The sequence below is a fragment of the Stenotrophomonas sp. NPDC077420 genome (assembly GCF_044543385.1).
Classification (GTDB): domain Bacteria; phylum Pseudomonadota; class Gammaproteobacteria; order Xanthomonadales; family Xanthomonadaceae; genus Stenotrophomonas.
The window spans coordinates 50,680-67,550 of record NZ_JBITVZ010000013.1; the positions used below are offsets into that span (position 1 = coordinate 50,680).

At 66.4% G+C, this 16,871-nt stretch carries 20 protein-coding genes and 1 tRNA gene; 13 read left to right on the plus strand and 8 right to left on the minus strand.

Annotation, left to right across the window (positions count from 1 at the left end):
* Positions 1-27: 27 nt before the first annotated feature.
* Positions 28-453 carry an organic hydroperoxide resistance protein gene (locus tag ACIGII_RS13475; protein ID WP_399638829.1) on the minus strand — a complete coding sequence of 142 codons (426 nt, stop codon included), beginning with the start codon at positions 451-453 and terminating at the stop codon, positions 28-30.
* Positions 454-563: 110 nt separating this feature from the next.
* Between ACIGII_RS13475 and ACIGII_RS13480 the strand changes: the two genes are divergently transcribed.
* Positions 564-1,394, plus strand: coding sequence for a cupin domain-containing protein (locus tag ACIGII_RS13480; RefSeq protein ID WP_399638831.1), 831 nt, complete (start codon positions 564-566; stop codon positions 1,392-1,394).
* Between the two features lie 12 nt (positions 1,395-1,406).
* Here the strand turns inward: ACIGII_RS13480 and ACIGII_RS13485 are convergent, their stop codons facing one another.
* Positions 1,407-2,363: a cation diffusion facilitator family transporter gene (locus ACIGII_RS13485; RefSeq protein ID WP_399638932.1), complete on the minus strand. Its 957-nt coding sequence runs from the start codon at positions 2,361-2,363 to the stop codon at positions 1,407-1,409.
* A 662-nt stretch (positions 2,364-3,025) separates the two neighbouring features.
* Here ACIGII_RS13485 and dusA point away from each other — a divergent pair.
* The 4 genes from dusA (at position 3,026) to ACIGII_RS13505 (ending at position 6,824) form a co-directional block, all read left to right on the plus strand.
* A complete protein-coding gene (gene dusA / locus ACIGII_RS13490; protein ID WP_399638832.1) occupies positions 3,026-4,039 on the plus strand; it encodes a tRNA dihydrouridine(20/20a) synthase DusA in 1,014 nt (337 codons plus the stop codon).
* Positions 4,040-4,251: 212 nt separating this feature from the next.
* Positions 4,252-4,620, plus strand: a complete 369-nt coding sequence (locus ACIGII_RS13495; protein WP_399638834.1) for a hypothetical protein — start codon at positions 4,252-4,254, stop codon at positions 4,618-4,620.
* Positions 4,621-4,692: 72 nt separating this feature from the next.
* Positions 4,693-5,376 carry a response regulator transcription factor gene (locus ACIGII_RS13500; RefSeq protein WP_004136763.1) on the plus strand — a complete coding sequence of 228 codons (684 nt, stop codon included), beginning with the start codon at positions 4,693-4,695 and terminating at the stop codon, positions 5,374-5,376.
* Between the two features lie 23 nt (positions 5,377-5,399).
* The gene (locus tag ACIGII_RS13505; protein ID WP_399638934.1) at positions 5,400-6,824 is read left to right on the plus strand and encodes a sensor histidine kinase; all 1,425 of its coding nucleotides are present in this window, start codon (positions 5,400-5,402) and stop codon (positions 6,822-6,824) included.
* 616 nt (positions 6,825-7,440) lie between these two features.
* On the opposite strand, the gene ACIGII_RS13510 is transcribed toward ACIGII_RS13505, so the two are convergent.
* Together ACIGII_RS13510 and ACIGII_RS13515 are read right to left on the minus strand one after the other, a co-directional pair.
* The gene (locus ACIGII_RS13510) at positions 7,441-8,238 is read right to left on the minus strand and encodes a zinc-dependent peptidase (RefSeq protein WP_399638836.1); all 798 of its coding nucleotides are present in this window, start codon (positions 8,236-8,238) and stop codon (positions 7,441-7,443) included.
* Positions 8,205-8,480 carry a hypothetical protein gene (locus ACIGII_RS13515; protein WP_399638837.1) on the minus strand — a complete coding sequence of 92 codons (276 nt, stop codon included), beginning with the start codon at positions 8,478-8,480 and terminating at the stop codon, positions 8,205-8,207. Before ACIGII_RS13515 ends, ACIGII_RS13510 begins: the two co-directional genes overlap by 34 nt.
* 134 nt (positions 8,481-8,614) lie before the next feature.
* Between ACIGII_RS13515 and birA the strand changes: the two genes are divergently transcribed.
* The 5 genes from birA to ACIGII_RS13540 all read left to right on the plus strand — a co-directional run bounded on the left by birA (position 8,615) and on the right by ACIGII_RS13540 (position 12,147).
* A complete protein-coding gene (gene birA, locus ACIGII_RS13520; RefSeq protein ID WP_399638838.1) occupies positions 8,615-9,580 on the plus strand; it encodes a bifunctional biotin--[acetyl-CoA-carboxylase] ligase/biotin operon repressor BirA in 966 nt (321 codons plus the stop codon).
* Positions 9,577-10,314, plus strand: a complete 738-nt coding sequence (locus ACIGII_RS13525) for a type III pantothenate kinase (RefSeq protein ID WP_399638840.1) — start codon at positions 9,577-9,579, stop codon at positions 10,312-10,314. Before birA ends, ACIGII_RS13525 begins: the two co-directional genes overlap by 4 nt.
* Before the next feature lie 9 nt (positions 10,315-10,323).
* Positions 10,324-11,130: an SPOR domain-containing protein gene (locus tag ACIGII_RS13530; RefSeq protein WP_399638841.1), complete on the plus strand. Its 807-nt coding sequence runs from the start codon at positions 10,324-10,326 to the stop codon at positions 11,128-11,130.
* A 39-nt stretch (positions 11,131-11,169) separates the two neighbouring features.
* Positions 11,170-11,245: transfer RNA gene (locus ACIGII_RS13535), tRNA-Thr, on the plus strand.
* Positions 11,246-11,385: 140 nt separating this feature from the next.
* The gene (locus ACIGII_RS13540) at positions 11,386-12,147 is read left to right on the plus strand and encodes a DUF3800 domain-containing protein (protein WP_399638842.1); all 762 of its coding nucleotides are present in this window, start codon (positions 11,386-11,388) and stop codon (positions 12,145-12,147) included.
* A gap of 152 nt (positions 12,148-12,299) precedes the next feature.
* On the opposite strand, the gene ACIGII_RS13545 is transcribed toward ACIGII_RS13540, so the two are convergent.
* The 4 genes from ACIGII_RS13545 to ACIGII_RS13560 form a co-directional block, all read right to left on the minus strand.
* Positions 12,300-12,839: a GTP-binding protein gene (locus tag ACIGII_RS13545; RefSeq protein WP_399638843.1), complete on the minus strand. Its 540-nt coding sequence runs from the start codon at positions 12,837-12,839 to the stop codon at positions 12,300-12,302.
* Positions 12,836-13,798 (minus strand): hypothetical protein, encoded by a 963-nt coding sequence (locus ACIGII_RS13550; protein WP_399638845.1) that lies wholly within the window; start codon positions 13,796-13,798, stop codon positions 12,836-12,838. Before ACIGII_RS13550 ends, ACIGII_RS13545 begins: the two co-directional genes overlap by 4 nt.
* A gap of 74 nt (positions 13,799-13,872) precedes the next feature.
* Positions 13,873-14,232, minus strand: a complete 360-nt coding sequence (locus ACIGII_RS13555; protein WP_399638846.1) for a roadblock/LC7 domain-containing protein — start codon at positions 14,230-14,232, stop codon at positions 13,873-13,875.
* Positions 14,233-14,308: 76 nt separating this feature from the next.
* Positions 14,309-14,761 (minus strand): roadblock/LC7 domain-containing protein, encoded by a 453-nt coding sequence (locus ACIGII_RS13560; RefSeq protein WP_399638848.1) that lies wholly within the window; start codon positions 14,759-14,761, stop codon positions 14,309-14,311.
* Positions 14,762-15,071: 310 nt separating this feature from the next.
* Between ACIGII_RS13560 and rocF the strand changes: the two genes are divergently transcribed.
* The 3 genes from rocF to ACIGII_RS13575 all read left to right on the plus strand — a co-directional run bounded on the left by rocF (position 15,072) and on the right by ACIGII_RS13575 (position 16,789).
* A complete protein-coding gene (gene rocF / locus ACIGII_RS13565; RefSeq protein WP_399638850.1) occupies positions 15,072-15,995 on the plus strand; it encodes an arginase in 924 nt (307 codons plus the stop codon).
* Between the two features lie 190 nt (positions 15,996-16,185).
* On the plus strand, positions 16,186-16,323 hold the full coding sequence (locus ACIGII_RS13570) for an entericidin A/B family lipoprotein (protein ID WP_399638851.1): 138 nt from the start codon (positions 16,186-16,188) through the stop codon (positions 16,321-16,323).
* Positions 16,324-16,567: 244 nt separating this feature from the next.
* Positions 16,568-16,789, plus strand: coding sequence for a CsbD family protein (locus tag ACIGII_RS13575; RefSeq protein ID WP_399638852.1), 222 nt, complete (start codon positions 16,568-16,570; stop codon positions 16,787-16,789).
* Positions 16,790-16,871 lie beyond the last annotated feature (82 nt).

Genomic DNA, 16,871 nt, shown 5'->3' on the forward strand with positions numbered 1-16,871 from the left:
ATTTTTTTTGGTCGGCACGCTCCCCCATCAAACGATGGTCAACGTCACATCGATATTGCCGCGCGTGGCGTTCGAATACGGGCACACCACATGTGCCTTCTGCACCAGCTCCTCCACCTGCTCACGCGGCAGGCCCGGCACGCTGATCTGCAGCTCCACTTCAATACCGAAGCCGGTCGGGATCTGACCGATGCCAACATTGCCGGTGATGCTGGTCTCGGCCGGCAGCGCGACCTTGGCCTGGCCGGCCACGTACTTCAGCGCGCCCAGGAAGCAGGCCGAATAGCCCGCCGCGAACAGCTGCTCCGGATTGGTACCCGGGCCGCCGGCGCCGCCCAGTTCACGCGGGGTAGACAGCTGCACGTCCAGCACCTTGTCCGACGAGGTGGCGTGGCCCTCGCGGCCGCCGGTGGCGGTGGCGGTGGCGGTGTAAAGAACCTTTTCAATCGACATGGGAAGCTCCTGGCTGTGTAAGGAATGGACCGGTTGGTGAGGTGTACTGTGCGCCACCAGCGCGGACGTGTGGCAACATATCATCCAGGAAACTTGATCTGGAGTCCGAAATGGTCGACCGCCTGCAATCCCTGCTCGGCCGCTTCGCGGTCAATGCCGAAGTCTTCCACGCCGGCGCGCTGTGCGGCATCAACGACCTGGCCGCCGACGGCGAGCGTGGCCAGTTGCACCTGATCCGCGACGGCCAGGTCCGCGTCGAGCATGCCGACGGCAGCGTCATCGAGATCACCGAGCCCAGCGTGCTGGTGTATCCACGCCCGCTCGCCCACCGCTTCGTCACCAACCCGGACACCGGCGCCGACTTCGCCTGCGCCCACCTCCAGTTCGAAGGCGGCGGCAACAACCCCGTCTCCGCCGCGCTGCCAGCGGTGATCTGCCTGCCGCTGGCCGAACTGTACGGTGGCCAGCCGATCCTCTCGGTGTTGTTCGAAGAAGCCTTCGCCCAGCGCTGCGGCCGGCAGGCGCTGCTGGACCGCTTGTTCGAAGTAGTGATGATCCAGATCCTGCGCGCGCTGATGGAAAGCGGCCAGCTGCGCGTCGGCCTGCTGGCCGGCATGGCCCACCCGCGCCTGCGTCACGCGCTGGTGGCCATGCACGAAGAACCCGCGCAGGAATGGACCCTGGAATCGCTCGCCCAGCGTGCCGGCATGTCGCGCAGCGCGTTTGCCGACAGCTTCCGCGACACCATCGGCAGCACCCCCGGCCACTACCTGCAGGGCTGGCGCACGCGCCTGGTGCAGCAGGCGCTTCGCAAGGGCCAACCGCTAAAGCGGATCGCGATTGACGTGGGCTATGGCAGCGAAGCGGCGCTGTCGCGCGCGTTCAAGTCGCAGACCGGGCAATCGCCGCGGCAGTGGAAGCAGGGGTTGCAGGCGGCCTGATGCTCTGGGCGATCAGATCGTCCACTCCCGATCAGTGGTGAACATGATCGTCAGCCACCGGTCGGTCGACTCTTCCCCCAATGCCTCGCCGATTTCATCGCGCAGCTGGTCCCATTCGAGCAGTTGGCGAGGCGGGTCATTCGCCGGAACCACGAAGAACAGTTCGATCTGATCGCCACGTCCCACCTTGGCGACGTAGCTGCGATGCTCGATGAAGCCGTACTTGGCGACAATCGCGCGTGCGACCTCGTCCACATGCGCCTGCAGCTCCACAGGGGTGATCAGCAGGATGTCCGACAGCGCCTGACGAACCGTACCCAACGGCGCCACCACTACGAACAGGCAGACCAGTAGAAGTATGGCCGGGTCGATATAGGGCACCAGCCACGCCCACTCGGTGCCGCGCAACAGCCAGCCGCCTCCGAAGGCGACCAGGTAGGCCGCTGACATGCTTGCGGCTACCAGCCAGTTCTTCGCATCGAGCGCGATGAAGTCCGAGCCGATCGTGCGATTGGCACGGCGCACGAACAGCGCGAGACCCCCTTCGACGACGATGGAAAGCAACGCGAACACGATGGCAGGCCCCAGCGCGATCTCGCGGCCACCGGACATCAGGGCATCCACCGCATTGACCGCTGCATACAACGCCGCGCCAATCATCAGCGTGCCGCTGACCCCCAATACGATCGGCTCCAGGTGCCAGAACCCCATGGTGAAGCGCTGGTTCAAGCGGGACTGGAGTGCCTCGACGTTGGTGGACAGGCTGATCAACCGCACGACCAGCAGCGACAGCCAGGTCATCACCACATCGATCAGGCCATAGATGCCGTCGAAGATGATCAGGGAAGAGTTGGCAAAGAGGCCAAACGCGACGGCGATTGCCGCGACGCCGAACGAGGCCGCGATGGAAAGACGCAGCACCCCCTGTTCGGTAGTGCTGTCGAAGGTGGAGGTGGATGGAGCACTCATGGCAATTCGGGAAATTCCTAATTCGATCCGTGATGGCCATCGGAGAGGCGAGCCAGCATTGGGCAGTAGATTGCGCTTCTTCTCCGGCACAATCCAAGGCGAACATCCATGTCTCTCCGCACTGCTGCATTCGTCCTGTGTGCATCGCTGATGGCCACGTTCGGCAGTAGCGCTTCAACGAGAGCCACGCCGCAGGTTCCTCTGGAGTCCCGGGCGATGTCGTTCAGAGTTTGGATCGACGGACAACAGGTCATGGATCCCTCCGTGGGCATGCCGCTCCCAGGTCGCGCGGAAGTATCAGTGGGCGCCAGTGAAAACAGCGGATACACGCTAGGAATCAGCGTGTTGGGGGGTGCCGAGTCGGCTCCGGCGCTGCCGGTCAAACTTCACCTTGAGCTCTGGCGGGGTTCATCGGGGAACGGCGCGCAACTGCTTGACGAGGTCATGGAGGTTGGAGTGAACGGCCCCAGTGATGCGCCTCACAGTGTGGAAGCGATCAGCACCCGGGAGGGGGCGAGCGAGCACGTGCGGGTGGAGCTGGTGTCATTCGAAATGCCTCGCGCTCACGGTCGGAAGCGTCTCTGACAGCGGTTCAGGGCGGCGGTGTAAACTATTGATCGCGCTGGCAAAGCCAGCGATCCCCCGCCCGCCCAGATTCCTCCATGACCCAGCCTGCCACCCCCGCAGACCGCTACGCCGCTTCCCTGCGCCTGTCCGTCGCCCCGATGATGGACTGGACGGACCGCCATTGCCGCGTGTTCCACCGGATACTGGCCCCGGGCGCCCGGCTGTACACGGAAATGGTGCACGCCAATGCGGTGATCCACGGCGACCGCGAGCGCCTGCTCGGCTTCGATGGCAGCGAGCACCCGCTCGCGCTGCAGCTGGGCGGCAGCGACCCGGCCCTGCTTGCACAGGCGGCACGCATCGCCCAGGAGTGGGGCTACGACGAGGTCAACCTCAACTGCGGCTGCCCGTCCGACCGGGTGCAGGCCGGGCGCTTCGGCGCCTGCCTGATGCGCGAACCCACCCTGGTTGCCGAGTGCGTGGCGGCCATGGTCAACGCGGTGGACATCCCGGTCACGGTCAAGTGCCGCTTGGGCGTGGATGATGACAACGACTACGAAACCTTCGTCAACTTCGTCGATCAGTCGGCCAACGCCGGCATTCCGATGTTCATCGTGCACGCCCGCAATGCCTGGCTGAAGGGGCTGTCGCCGAAGGAAAACCGTGAAGTGCCGCCGCTGCGCTACGACTGGGCGCACCGGCTCAAGGCCGACCGTCCGCAGGTGCAGATCGTGCTCAACGGTGGCTTGGCCACGGTGGAGGCTGCACAGGCCCAGCTGCCGGCGTTGGATGGCGTGATGCTGGGCCGTGCGGCCTACCACGACCCCTACGTGCTGCATCAGCTGGAGGCCGCGCAGACCGGGGCCGCGCTGCAGCCGCGCGAGGCACTGCTGCGCGCCATGCGGCCCTACATCGAAGACCAGCTGCAACGCGGCCTGGCCCTGAAGCACATCACCCGCCACCTGCTTGGCCTGTTCCACGGCCAGCCCGGCGGCCGCGCGTTCCGCCAGGTGCTCAGCGAGGGCGCACACCGCCCCGGAGCCGATTGGAGCTTGATAGAGCAGGCGCTGACCATCACCCGCGACCAGGCGGAGCGGGTCGCTGCGTGAACGGCAGCCACTGGCCCGCTTGACACCGCCCACCAACAGCCGCAAGGTTCACTTAGATGAACGAAGCGAGCCGGGGGTCGGAAAAGTTCAGATCGGATTCACTGCGTAAAACCAAGAATTTGCGAAAGATTCGTAAAGCGCCGGCCCCTCGCTGGCGGTTGCCGATTCACAACTTTTGAACGTTTTGACGCGCTCCGTTAGGATCAGACCCGATGTTCTCCGTGACCCGCCACCGCCGAATTGCCGTTGCCGCCGTGCTGGCGACCTGTGCCGCTGCTGCCGTGGGCAGTGCAGGCGCGCAGGCCCCGCAGCCGGACCCGGCCCGGGCCGAGATGGTGCGGACCTCCCGTAGTGCCCCGCCGGAACGCTCCCTGTCCGACGCGGTGCGTCGCGTCCAGCGCACCACCGGCGGCCACATTCTCGGCGCCGAGCGGGTGCCCTTCGACGGGCGGGACATCAACCGGGTGAAATACATGGATGACCGGGGTCGGGTCCGCTACATGGATGACCCTGCCCAGCCGCGTTCACAGCCCCGCACGCCGCGTTCGGATATGTCATCACTACGCGGCGATAACCCCTGAACGGGGATAGTTGTCCGCAGTCATCTGTTAGCCACTGGCCCCAGGCCACACCCAGGACACTAGGGAGAGTTCATGCGTATCCTTCTGGTCGAAGACGAAGCCCCGCTGCGGGAAACCCTTGCAGCCCGGCTCAAGCGCGAAGGCTTTGCCGTCGATGCCGCACAGGACGGTGAGGAAGGTCTGTACATGGGCCGCGAAGTGCCGTTCGACGTGGGCATCATCGATCTGGGCCTGCCCAAGATGTCGGGCATGGAACTGATCAAAGCGCTGCGCGACGAGGGCAAGAAGTTCCCGGTGCTGATCCTTACCGCCCGCTCGAGCTGGCAGGACAAGGTTGAAGGGCTCAAGCAGGGCGCCGACGATTACCTCGTCAAGCCGTTCCATGTCGAAGAGCTGCTGGCCCGCGTCAATGCGCTGCTGCGCCGCGCAGCGGGCTGGAGCAAGCCGACGCTCGAATGCGGTCCGGTTGCGCTGGATCTCGCCGCGCAGACCGTCAGCGTTGCCGGCAGCAACGTGGACCTCACCAGCTACGAGTACAAGGTGCTGGAATACCTGATGATGCATGCCGGTGAACTGGTCTCCAAGGCCGACCTCACCGAGCATATCTACCAGCAGGATTTCGATCGCGACTCGAACGTGTTGGAAGTCTTCATCGGCCGCCTGCGCAAGAAGCTGGATCCGGACGGCGAACTCAAGCCGATCGAAACCGTGCGTGGTCGCGGCTATCGGTTTGCGATTCCGCGCAACGAGGGCTGAGCCGCTAGTCCGGCGATGGGATGATGTCAGGCCGTCTGTGGTTCTTTAAACGCTGGCGGCCGCGCTCCCTGCAGGCACGCCAGCTGCTGGCTGCCAGCGTGAGCCTGGTCGCCTTCCTGGCGATCGCGGGCTACGCGCTGGATGCCGCGTTCGCCGACACCGCGCGTGCCAACCTGCGCGAGCGCCTGAAGAACTACGCCACCGCGTACGCGGCGGGCATCGACTTCACCCGCGACCGCTCGTTGTACATCCGCGAGCAGCCGCCGGATCCGCGCTTCGATGTCCCCGGCAGCGGCCTGTACCTGCAGGTCGTCATGCCGGACGGCAAGGGAAATTCCATGTCGGCCGAAGGCCCGATGCTGCCCACCGTGGGCGGCGGGCTGCTGGCACCGCGACAGGAAGTGTTCGAAGGCCCGCTGCCGATGATCCAGATCGACGGCAGCCAGGGCTCGGTGTACCGCTATGGCCTGGGCCTGGTGTGGGACGCCGACGCCGATCCTGCCACCGAATTTCCGTACACCATCTACGTGATGGAAGACTCGCGTGCGCTTGGCGCACAGCTGCGTGTGTTCCGTGGCCGGGTGTGGTTCTGGATGGGCGGTGCCGGCCTGATCCTGCTGCTGTTGCAGACGGTGATCCTGCAGTGGAGCCTGCGCCCGATGCGGCGCGTGATCACCGAACTGACCAAAGTGCAGCGCGGTGAAACCGAGCGCATGAGCGAACGCCACCCGCGCGAACTCGAACCGCTCACCGACAGCATCAACGCGCTGATCGAGAGCGAGCGCGAGAACCTCGAACGCCAGCGCAATACCCTGGCTGACCTGGCGCACAGCCTGAAGACCCCGCTGGCGGTGCTGCGCACGCAGTTGGACAGCGGTGCGCAGGACCAGGACCTGCGCGAGGAATTCGACGTGCAGCTGCGGCGCATGAACAACCTGGTCGGTTACCAACTGGCGCGCGCGGCCTCCTCTGGCCACAAGCTGTTCTCGGCACCGCTGCCGATCGAGTCCAACGCCGAAGAAATCGTGCGCGGGCTGGAGAAGGTGTACGCGTCCAAGGGCGTACTGTGCGAGTTCGACATCGACGAAGCCGCGCGCTTCCATGGCGAGCCGGGCGATCTGCAGGAACTGCTCGGCAACCTGCTGGAAAACGCGTTCAAGTGGGCCAACCGCCGCGTGCTGCTGACCGCCAAGCCGCTGAGCGCACCGGGCGTGCGCCGCGCCGGCCTGCTGCTGTCGGTGGACGACGACGGCCCGGGCATCGCACCGGAAGACATCGCCAAGGTGCTGCAGCGTGGCGTGCGTGGCGACGAACGCGTGCAGGGCCACGGCATCGGCCTGTCGATCGTGCAGGACCTGATCAAGGATTACCGCGGCGAACTGCAGGTCAAGCGCTCACCCGAACTCGGCGGCGCCCGGTTCGAAGTAAAGCTGCCGCCCGGGCCGTAAGTCCAGAGCGTACCGACCAACGGTCGGTACCTACCGGGACGCACCACAGAATCCGTCGGCACGCATTCACCGGTACGCACCCCACGAACATCGGCCCGCGATCGCCGGTACGCACCACACGAACATCGGCCCGCATTCACCGGTACGTACCACACGAACCATCGGCACGCATTCACCGGTACGCACCCCACGAACATCGGCCCGCGATTGCCGGTACGCGCCACACGAACATCGGCCCGCGATCGCCGGTACGCACCCCACGAACATCGGCCCGCATTCACCGGTACGCACCACACGAACCATCGGCACGCATTCACCGGTACGCACCACACGAACATCGGCCCGCGATTGCCGGTACGCACCACACGAACATCGGCCCGCAATCGCCGGTACGCACCACACGAACATCGGCCCGCATTCACCGGTACGCACCACACGAACCATCGGCACGCATTCACCGGTACGCACCACACGAACATCGGCCCGCATTCACCGGTACGCACCACACGAACCATCGGCATGCATTCACCGGTACGCACCACACGAACCATCGGCATGCATTCACCGGTAGGTGCCGACCGTTGGTCGGCACGCTTTTGCCAAGTAGGTACGACCGTCAGTCGGTACCCAGCCCAACCGAAGGCGGCGCCCCATAAAACCGCCGCAGATGCCCCGCAACACCCGGCATCTCCGCTTCAAGTACCTCCGGCGCCGAGAAGTGGTACTCCGTCGCCACCGCAAAGAACTCATCCGGCCCTTCGCTGGCATACGGATCGATCACCGTCTCCTCGCCGTCATCCACCTGCGCGCATAGCGCGTCATACGCCTGCTGGAAATCCGCTGCCCACTGCTTCTGCCAGTCACGCGGCAGCGGCGGGGTGCCATCGAGCACCCCATCGAGCACATCGATGCGATGCGCCATCTCATGCACCACCACGCACGCGCCTTCATGCGGGTGCTTCAGTTCGGCCTGCACGTCATGCCAGGACAACAGCAGCGGACCGTTGTGCGAGACCTGGCCGATCGCTTCCTCTTCCCACTCGTGCAGCACGCCGTCTTCGTCCATCTCGCTCTGCGGCACGATGAAGCCTTCCGGGTACACCAGTACCTGCGACCAGCCGCGCAGTCCCACTTCGCCCAGTTCCAGCAGCGGCAGGCAGCACAGCGCGGCGATCAGCACCGCGTCATCGTCGCCCAGCTGCAGGCCGCCGATCGGGGTGATGGTCTTGCCGTGCAGGAAGGCCGCCGCCAGTTCGCGCAGGCGTTGCTGGCGCGCCGGCGCCAGGCCACGCAGCCATGCGCTGCGCTGGCAGGTGCGTTGCCAGGCGGAATCGGGAATCGGGCGCGGTGACGACCGCAGCCAGCGCAACACCGACTGGATCAGCGGAACATGCCCGGCAGGAAGCTGTGCCATTTCGGCGCGCGCAGGCGGGGCAGCACATCGTCATCGCCGCCGCCGCCGGTGCTGCCGGGCGCCGTGGCGCTGGGCTTGACCGTCGCCGGGGCCGGTGCCGCCGGCGTTGCGGCCGGCGCCGTGCGCTCGCTTTCGGCAGCCGAATACACGCAGCCGCCCCGGCCCGAGCTGGCCAACGCGTCCGAGGCGTGCGCGGCAAGGGGGGCCATCAACAGGATCAGGCAATGGGCGAACGGGCGCATCGTCAACATCCGGAAGGGCGGAGGGGGTCAATCTTCGATTCTAGCCCGATTCACGACCTCAATTGGAACCCCTCCCCAAAGCGCGCCCGGTCGCTTTCCCGCATAATTTTCCCCATCAACCGATGGAAGCTGCCGTGGACGACCGCCAACTGCTGGCCAAACTGGGCGCCGGGCGACTGTCCGGCGACGCGCTGGCGCGTGAGCTGGGCCAGACCCGCGCCGCCATTTGGAAGCGGATTCAAGGACTTAGGGCAGCCGGCGTGGAGATAGACGGCCGCGCCGGAGACGGCTACCAGCTGCAGCAGCGGCTGGACCTGCTGGAGGCTGCGTCCCTCCTGGCGGCACTGCCTGCGCCGCTGGCGGCAGGCCTGGACAGCCTGGAGGTGGTTTGGAGCGTAGGCTCGACCAACTCTGAATTGCTGCGCTGCAGCGCGCCGGAGCGCGGCGCCCGGGTGCTGCTGGCCGAGCGCCAGACCGGCGGCCGCGGTCGCCGGGGGCGGGCGTGGGCCTCCCCGCTGGCCGCGCACGTGTATCTGTCGGTGCTGCGCGGTTTCGCCGGTGGCCTGTCGCGCCTGGGCGGCCTGAGCCTGGTGGCCGGCGTGGCGGTCGCCGAGGCGCTGCGCGCGCATGGCGTCGCCCAGGTCGGGCTGAAGTGGCCCAATGACATCGTGGTCGACGGCCACAAGCTGGGCGGCCTGCTGGTGGAAGGGGGCGGCGAGTTTGCTGGCCCGGCGCGCGCGGTGATCGGGCTGGGCATCAACGTGCGCATGCCGCCCGCGTTTGCGGTCGAGATCACCCAGCCCTGGACCGACCTGCGCACGCTGCTGGGCGACGACGTGAGCCGCAACGACGTGGTGACCTGGCTGCTGGCCGCGTTGCTGCCGGCGCTGGACGCGTTCGAGCGCGACGGCCTGGCCCCGTTCCTGCCACGCTATGCAGCCCTGGACAGCTTGGCCGGGCGCCGTGTGCGGGTGGATGACGGCGGCGTACTGCATGAAGGCACCGCGCTGGGGCTGGCCGACGATGGCGCGCTGCGGGTGCGTATCGACGGCAGCGAACGCGTGTTCCACGCCGGGGAAGTCAGCGTGAGGGCGCAATGAGCGACTGGTTGTTCGATCTGGGGAATTCGCGCTTCAAGTTCGCCCCGCTGCAGGGTAACCGTGCCGGCGACGTACAGGCATGGCCGCACGGGGCCGAAGCGATGCCCGCCGACGCGCTGGCCCTGCTGCCCAGCGGCGATACCGCCTACGTTGCCAGCGTCGCAGCGGCCTCCCTCACCGCCAGCATGCTGGACGTGCTGCGCGCGCGTTTCACCCACGTGCGGGTTGCGCGTACCGAAGCCAGCTGCGCGGGCGTGCGCATCGCCTACGCGGACCCGTCGAAGTTCGGCGTGGACCGCTACCTCGCCCTCATCGCCGCCGCGGATCGCGGCGAAGCGGTGCTGGTGGCGGGCGTGGGCACCGCGCTCACCATCGACCTGCTGGATGCCCGGGGACAGCATAATGGCGGCCGCATTGCGGCCTCGCCCACCACCATGCGCGAAGCGCTGCATGCACGTGCGGTACAGCTGCCTGCATCGGGCGGCGAGTACAGCGAGTTCGCCAACGACACCGCCGACGCGCTTGCCTCCGGTTGCGATGGCGCAGCCGTGGCGTTGATCGAACGCAGCCGCGTGCAGGCCGCCGACGTGCTGGGCAGCCTGCCGGCGCTGCTGGTGCATGGCGGCGGCGCTCCGGCATTGATGCCATTGCTGGGCGATGCGCAGCTGCAGCCGGCGCTGGTGCTGGACGGCCTGGCGCGCTGGGCGGTGCATCAGCCACCGGCGGCAAGGTAGGATCGCCGCATGCTTACCCGTGCCCTGATCGTCGTACTGGCCATTCTCAACGTGGGTGTCGCGCTGTGGTGGATGCTGCGCGGCGAACCCGTGCCGACGCCACCGGCAGAGCCGCCCACCGGCGTGGCCAGACTGCAGCTGCTCGACACCCCGAACGCGGCAACGGCCCCGGCCAGCTCGGCCGCGCAGCCTGCCGCCGCCAGCACGGCCTTGGCAGACGCCACCCCGGTCCCGCCAACACCAGCGGCCCCAACCACCCCGGCATCCACCGTGCCCGCACCAACCACCGCAGCGGTAGCGCCGGCCGTTGGCCGGCCCACGGAACCCGCGCCGGCGCCCGCCCCCCCTGCGCCCCTCCAATGCATCAGCCTCGGCCCCTTTGCCGATCGCGACACCGCCATGGCCGGCCAGGGCAACGCCGGGACCCTGCTCCAGCGCTCGCGCCTGCGTGAAGCCGCAAAGCCCGGTGCCAGCAGCACCTACCGGGTGATGCTGCCGGCCGCCGCCAGCCGCGAAGAGGCCCAGGCCACGGTCAAGCGGATCGCCGCCGCCGGCATCAGCGATTACTACATCATGGCCCAGGGCGAAGACGCCAACGCCATTGCGCTGGGGCAATACCGCAACCGCGAAGGCGCCGAGCGGCGGATGGCCGCGCTGGCGGCTGCCGGCTTCAACGCCCGGCTGGTCGGCGGCGCCGCTGGCACAGGCCAATGGTGGGTGGACGCGGCCCTGGCCGGGCAGGCCACCCCCGCCGCAGCCCGCCAGCGCAGCGGCGCGGCGCAGCAGCGCTCGCTGGAATGCGCGGGCTTGCGCTAGAATCGCCGTCCGCGCCGGCAATGCCGTCGCCGTGCCTTTGCCGGCATAGCTCAGTTGGTAGAGCAACCGCCTTGTAAGCGGTAGGTCCCCAGTTCGAATCCGGGTGTCGGCACCAGCTTCCGCGGAATCGCGATAGACGCGCCGCGGGGACAGTCTTCGGATGTGCCTGAATCTTCGATTGGCGCTTCGCTCGAGTGTCCTTGAAACTTCCTTGCTCGGTTCATCAGCACGCCAACGGCGAACTAAGGAAGCAGCATGTACCTGATGTACGTCGATGAAAGCGGAGATCCTGGATTGGTGAATTCGCCGAGCCGGTACTTCGTCCTATCCGGTCTGGTCGTTCATGAAAGCGCGTGGCGCCCTTGCCTGGACGCGCTTCTGGCTTTCCGCCTCCGCATCCGCGACCATTTCGAGCTGAAGCTTCGCGAAGAGGTCCACGCCGCCCAGTTCGTGCGTGGATCGGACTCGCTGTCCCGCATTGCCAAACACGATCGTCTGACGGTACTGCGGCACTTCGCCGACGAGCTAGGTGCCCTGCCAGGCGCCAATCTGATCAATATCGTCGTGGACAAGCAGGGCAAGGGCGAGAGCTACGACCCGTTCGAAAAAGCGTGGCAGGCGCTGATACAGCGATTTGAGAACACATTCGCCTTCCGCAACTTTCGCGGCCCCGCAGCGCCGCCGGACGAGTGTGGATTGATATTTGCAGATGGGGATCCACAGAAGAAGCTGACGCAATTGCTGCGCAGGATGCGTCGGCACAATCCAGTTCCGAGCCAGCTTGGGGGATACCGGTCATTGGAGCTGCGCCGCGTCCTTGAAGATCCCGTCTATCGGGACTCCAGGCACTCGTTTCTCATCCAGTCCGCAGACTTGTGCGCCTTCCTGCTCTACCAACGCCTTGCCCCGAACGGGTACATGCGCCGGAAGGGCGGCAATCACTACTTCGAACGCCTCGCACCGATGCTGTGCAGGGCGGCCAGCGCCTCCGACCCGGAAGGCATTGTCAGGCTGTAAAACAAAAAAGGGCACCTTTCGGTGCCCGGGTAGATCCTACTGGGCAGACGAGCTGCCGGTCAGATCTGCACTGAAGATATCACGGAAGCCGGGCATCCGTATCTCCAATTGTGTCAATGATGTTGGAGGTTTTGATAGTTCAAACCACGCATTTAGTTTGTTTCCGCGTAGCGATATGACAACAGCGACTTCACCAGGAACGTTACCTGCGTGGCCGAGCGCGCGTCCACGCGCATCACCGGCAGGCGCTGGCCGGCATCGAAAAGCGCATTGCGGAATTCCGGGATCAACAGCGCCGGGTGTTCATCCGTGCGGGTCACGCCCACGGCCAGGCTGGCGTCCGGGGCGATACGTGAGAACTCCTGCAGCAGTTCGAGCGTCGACGCCACCGGATCGGGATGCCCCGCGCTGACCAGCACGACCACCCCCAGCGCGCCTTCGCAGACCATCGGCCACATGAAGTCCAGGTAGCGCTGGCCGGGTACGCCGTACACGTGCAGCAGTTCGCCGTCATCCAGCTCGATGGAGCTGTAATCCAGTGCCACGGTGGTTTCGACCTTGTCGCCCATGGCATCGCCGCTCATCGGCATCTCGGTGCTGACCGGCTCCACGTCGGAGATCGCGCGCACGGCGGTGGTCTTGCCGGCGCCCATGCTGCCGACGAACACCAGCTTGTTGGCAGGCAGGCTCATGGTTGGGCTCCCTGGAACAGGTTCAGGCCAAAGCGACGCGCCACCCACGAGAAGAAACGTGAGTCGCTGGCGTCTTTGCGGCGTTGCGTACGGGGCACGGCGGCGTCCTGGGTCAGTGCGAGGCCACTGGCAACAGCAGCGCAGAAGAGCGATTGCACCGTGTGGCGCGGCATCTGGCAAGCCGCGGCCAATGCCGCCGGCTGCCACGGGCGGGCGTGCAGGCAGGCAATGGGCAGCAGCCAGGTGCCGGGCACGTCGTCGGCATGCAGGTCGGGCCAATGGCGCAGCTTCAACGTTGTGTGTTCGGCAACCGGCGGCAGCAGCGCCGGGCGGTGGCGCGCGATGCAGAAATACAGCGCCTCGAACGAATGCCGCTGCGGCAGCCGGTAGGCGTACTGGTGCCGGAACGTTGCGGCATCGATGGGGCTGGCCGACCAGGCCACGTCATCCAGTTGGGCCACCACCTCCGCCAGCGTGGTGCCGGGAGCCAGCGCGATGCTGCGCGTGGCACGGTCGACCAGCACGGTGATGCCACCGCGCTGCAGCAGGTGCAGGGCCGACGCAGCCGGATCCGCCGATGCCAGCTGCAGCAGCAGCGGCGTGCCTGCTGCCGGGCGCTCGTTGCCCATGCCAGGCGTGGCCAGCAGCAGGCTGGAAAGCTGTTCGTTGATGTCGCGCACCGTGGCGCCATGCGGCAGCCGTCCCAGTGCCGCGTCGGCATGGCGGCGGGCAATGGACAGGATGGGCACGTTGACCGCATTCGCTTCGCTCAGCGCACGGGCCGCATCCGGGTGGTCCAAGCCGATCACCAGCAGGTCGCAGGCGTCGCCGGACCACGGGTGCAGCACCACCTCCATGCGCTCGGCAAGCAGCATCGAGCAGGCCAGCTTCAGCCGGGTCTGGTGCAGCATGTCCAGGCCGGCAGCGGCAACGCGGAAGGAACGGGTGGGGGTATTCATGGGGGTCACGCAGCAGCGCGGCGGCGGCCGCACCACGACCGCTCACGGACGCGGCACGGCACGGGCGCCTGCGATCAGCTGAAGTCCAGGGTCTTTTCGAAGGCCTTCAGTTCGTGGCGCGACATGGCCAGGTTGGCCTTGCTGCGGTCCATCACCACGTACAGGAACAGCAGCGGGTTGCTTTCCAGCGGGCGGATCAGGTGGTACTGGCTGGTCAGGGTGATCAGCAGGTCTTCCAGGGTGTCCGACAGGCCCAGCGACTCGGCCACGCGACGCTTGGCACGCACCACTTCGGTGTTGCCGGCAGCAGCCAGTTCCAGGTTGATGTTGCCGCCGCCGACCATGGCCAGGGCCATGCCGCTGTCACCGTCGACCAGCGCGGCGCCGACGAAACCGGCGAGCGAATTGAGCTTTTCCAGATTGAGATTGGGCACGTAAATCCTTTTTACTTCAGGCAGTGGGAGGGGCAGGCCAGGGCCTGCCGGAAGGGCACAACAAAACCGGGAGGGCTCAGGCCGCGCGGGCGCGCAGCACGGCGTCAAGACGACTGGCGCATTCGCGCGCATGGAACAGCAGCACCGCCATGTTGACCTCGTGACCGGCTACGGCGGTCAAGGTCAGCGGCTTGTCGGCCTGGATGCGGATCAGCACCACATTGCCCAGCCGGGTGCAGATGGTGGCGTAGTCCGCCTCGCTCAGGGCCAGCTCGCGCGAGACGGTCTCGCCCAGGGTCAGGAACGAATTGGCCATCGCGGCCAGGCGGCGGCCATCCACGTCCAACGTGGAATGTTCGGCCACGGCGCGGCCATCGGCGGTGGAGAGCATGAGCAGGCGCAGGCCCTGCTCGCGCTCGCGCGACTGCTGGAACACCTGCTCGAGGGCGGCAATGTCATACAACTGCCGGGCCGGCTGGCTTTCGCCAGTGGCGCTGCGGACGATCTGGTGGATGCTGCTGCGCTGCACGTACTGCCCCCTGAGACAAAACGAAAGACGGACCAACCCGTTGCGGGTTAGTCAATCTGTACTGCGAAGAAGTGTGAAATGTAGCACGTAAATTTTGCCAAAATAGACAACGTAAGCTAAACCGCGCCCCGCCTTTCGTATGCGTCAAACCGTTGACGCACAACGGATCCGCCCTTGCGGCGGAATGCGACGCACCGCGGCGGGGAGCGCCGTGGCGGGTCAGCTGCCGGGGGCGGCTGCTGCGTCGCCGCGAGTGGTTTGCGCCGGCGGTCACTAGACTGGTGGGATTTTCCGTGTGTCTGGAGTCAGCATGAGCAAGCGTCAACCTGCGGTTTCCCTGATCGGCGTGCCTACCGACATCGGCGCGGGTGCGCGCGGTGCCGGGCTGGGCCCGGAGGCGCTGCGTATCGCCGGCCTGGGTGAAGCGCTGGCCGCACGGGGCGTGGACGTGCGCGACTGCGGCAACCTGGTCGGCCCGCGCAACCCGTGGACCGCGCCGGTGCAGGGCTACCGCCACCTGGACGAGGTGGTGGCCTGGAACCAGGCGCTGATGGATGCCACCTACGCCGAGCTGCAGGACGGGCGCATGCCGATCATGCTGGGTGGCGATCACTGCCTGGGCATCGGGTCGATCACCGCCGTGGCGCGCTGGTGCCGGGAACAGGGGCGTGACCTGCGCGTGCTGTGGCTGGACGCGCATTCGGACTTCAACACCAGTGACGTCACGCCGTCGGGCAACGTGCATGGCATGCCGGTGGCCTGCCTGTGCGGCCTGGGCCCGGACGCCTTGACCCGGCTCGGCGGTGACGCGCCGGCGATCCGCCCGCAGCAGGTGCGGCAGATCGGCATCCGCTCGGTGGACCAGGAAGAAAAGCGCCTGATCAAGCAGCACAAGGTCGATGTCTACGACATGCGCTACATCGACGAAGCCGGCATGAAGCGCGCCGTGGAGGCGGCACTGGAAGGCGTGGACGACAACACCCACCTGCATGTCAGCTTCGATGTGGATTTCCTGGACCCCAGCATCGCGCCTGGCGTGGGCACCACGGTGCCGGGCGGGGTGAACTACCGCGAAGCGCAGCTGGTGATGGAAATGATCGCCGACACCGGGCGCATGGGCTCGCTGGACATCGTCGAGCTCAACCCGCTGCTGGACAATCGCAACGCCACGGCCGTGCTTGCCGTAGACCTGGTGGAGAGCCTGTTCGGCAAGTCCACCCTGATGCGCGACTGAGCCCGGCCCGGCGTTTTCCGGCGCGTGGCTGAACCGCCGCGCGCCACGTTCACATCGATTGCACGCCCCAGACTTCAGATTGCATGTCACGCGGCGGCCGTGCCTGAAACGGCAGCGAGGCCACCGCGATCTGCCAGAGGCAGGTGGGGCCGGAATTCGGTAGTAACGTTGAACTAATCAGGAGAACCCTATGAAGCGTGTGATTGCACTGATGCTGTTGTCGATGGTTTCGGTTGCCATGCTGGCCGGTTGCAACACCGTTGCCGGTGCCGGCAAGGATGTGCAGAAGGCTGGCCAGTCGGTGGAAGACGCCGCCAAGGGCAACTGATCCAACCGCGCGGAGGGGCTGCCGACCCACGGTCGACAGCACCCCCTGCACAGGTAGCTGCCGACCGTTGGTCGGTAGCAGAAAAACGCCGGGAATTTCCCGGCGTTTTTTTGTTTGGCACCACACGACACCTGGCATTCAACGACGTGAGCAACCGCTTCATGTGCGCTTGACTGCCGCCCAACACCCGCTATTGCACTCTGTCCTTACGGCGACGTTGCCGTTGCAACCAGGAAGCGAACCCATGAACAAAGACATCATTTCCGGCAAGTGGCAGCAGCTGAAGGGCAAGGCACAGGCGAAGTGGGGCGACCTGACGGACGACGATCTGAAGGTGGCCGAAGGCAACTCCGAGTACCTCGCAGGTCGCCTGCAGGAGCGCTATGGTTGGGCGCGCGATCGCGCGGAACAAGAGGTCAAGGACTTCGATAAGTCCCTGCGTGACGAGTATCCAGACTTCCGCTGACCCGTCTGACGGGGCAGTGCGGCCCAGGGCCGCGACGAGGGTATGAAACCGGAACGGGCCGCATTGCGGCCCGTTTTTCGTG

Coding starts and splice junctions, on each gene's coding strand:
- ACIGII_RS13480 (WP_399638831.1), top strand. CDS start 564: ATGGTCGACCGCCTGCAATCCCTGCTCGGCCGCTTCGCGGTCAATGCC.
- ACIGII_RS13540 (WP_399638842.1), top strand. CDS start 11,386: ATGTACCTGATGTACGTCGATGAAAGCGGAGATCCTGGATTGGTGAAT.
- ACIGII_RS13570 (WP_399638851.1), top strand. CDS start 16,186: ATGAAGCGTGTGATTGCACTGATGCTGTTGTCGATGGTTTCGGTTGCC.
- ACIGII_RS13530 (WP_399638841.1), top strand. CDS start 10,324: ATGCTTACCCGTGCCCTGATCGTCGTACTGGCCATTCTCAACGTGGGT.
- ACIGII_RS13500 (WP_004136763.1), top strand. CDS start 4,693: ATGCGTATCCTTCTGGTCGAAGACGAAGCCCCGCTGCGGGAAACCCTT.
- rocF (WP_399638850.1), top strand. CDS start 15,072: ATGAGCAAGCGTCAACCTGCGGTTTCCCTGATCGGCGTGCCTACCGAC.
- ACIGII_RS13485 (WP_399638932.1), bottom strand. CDS start 2,363: ATGAGTGCTCCATCCACCTCCACCTTCGACAGCACTACCGAACAGGGG.
- ACIGII_RS13525 (WP_399638840.1), top strand. CDS start 9,577: ATGAGCGACTGGTTGTTCGATCTGGGGAATTCGCGCTTCAAGTTCGCC.
- ACIGII_RS13505 (WP_399638934.1), top strand. CDS start 5,400: ATGTCAGGCCGTCTGTGGTTCTTTAAACGCTGGCGGCCGCGCTCCCTG.
- ACIGII_RS13550 (WP_399638845.1), bottom strand. CDS start 13,798: ATGAATACCCCCACCCGTTCCTTCCGCGTTGCCGCTGCCGGCCTGGAC.
- ACIGII_RS13475 (WP_399638829.1), bottom strand. CDS start 453: ATGTCGATTGAAAAGGTTCTTTACACCGCCACCGCCACCGCCACCGGC.
- ACIGII_RS13545 (WP_399638843.1), bottom strand. CDS start 12,839: ATGAGCCTGCCTGCCAACAAGCTGGTGTTCGTCGGCAGCATGGGCGCC.
- ACIGII_RS13510 (WP_399638836.1), bottom strand. CDS start 8,238: ATGGCACAGCTTCCTGCCGGGCATGTTCCGCTGATCCAGTCGGTGTTG.
- ACIGII_RS13515 (WP_399638837.1), bottom strand. CDS start 8,480: ATGCGCCCGTTCGCCCATTGCCTGATCCTGTTGATGGCCCCCCTTGCC.
- dusA (WP_399638832.1), top strand. CDS start 3,026: ATGACCCAGCCTGCCACCCCCGCAGACCGCTACGCCGCTTCCCTGCGC.
- ACIGII_RS13575 (WP_399638852.1), top strand. CDS start 16,568: ATGAACAAAGACATCATTTCCGGCAAGTGGCAGCAGCTGAAGGGCAAG.
- ACIGII_RS13495 (WP_399638834.1), top strand. CDS start 4,252: ATGTTCTCCGTGACCCGCCACCGCCGAATTGCCGTTGCCGCCGTGCTG.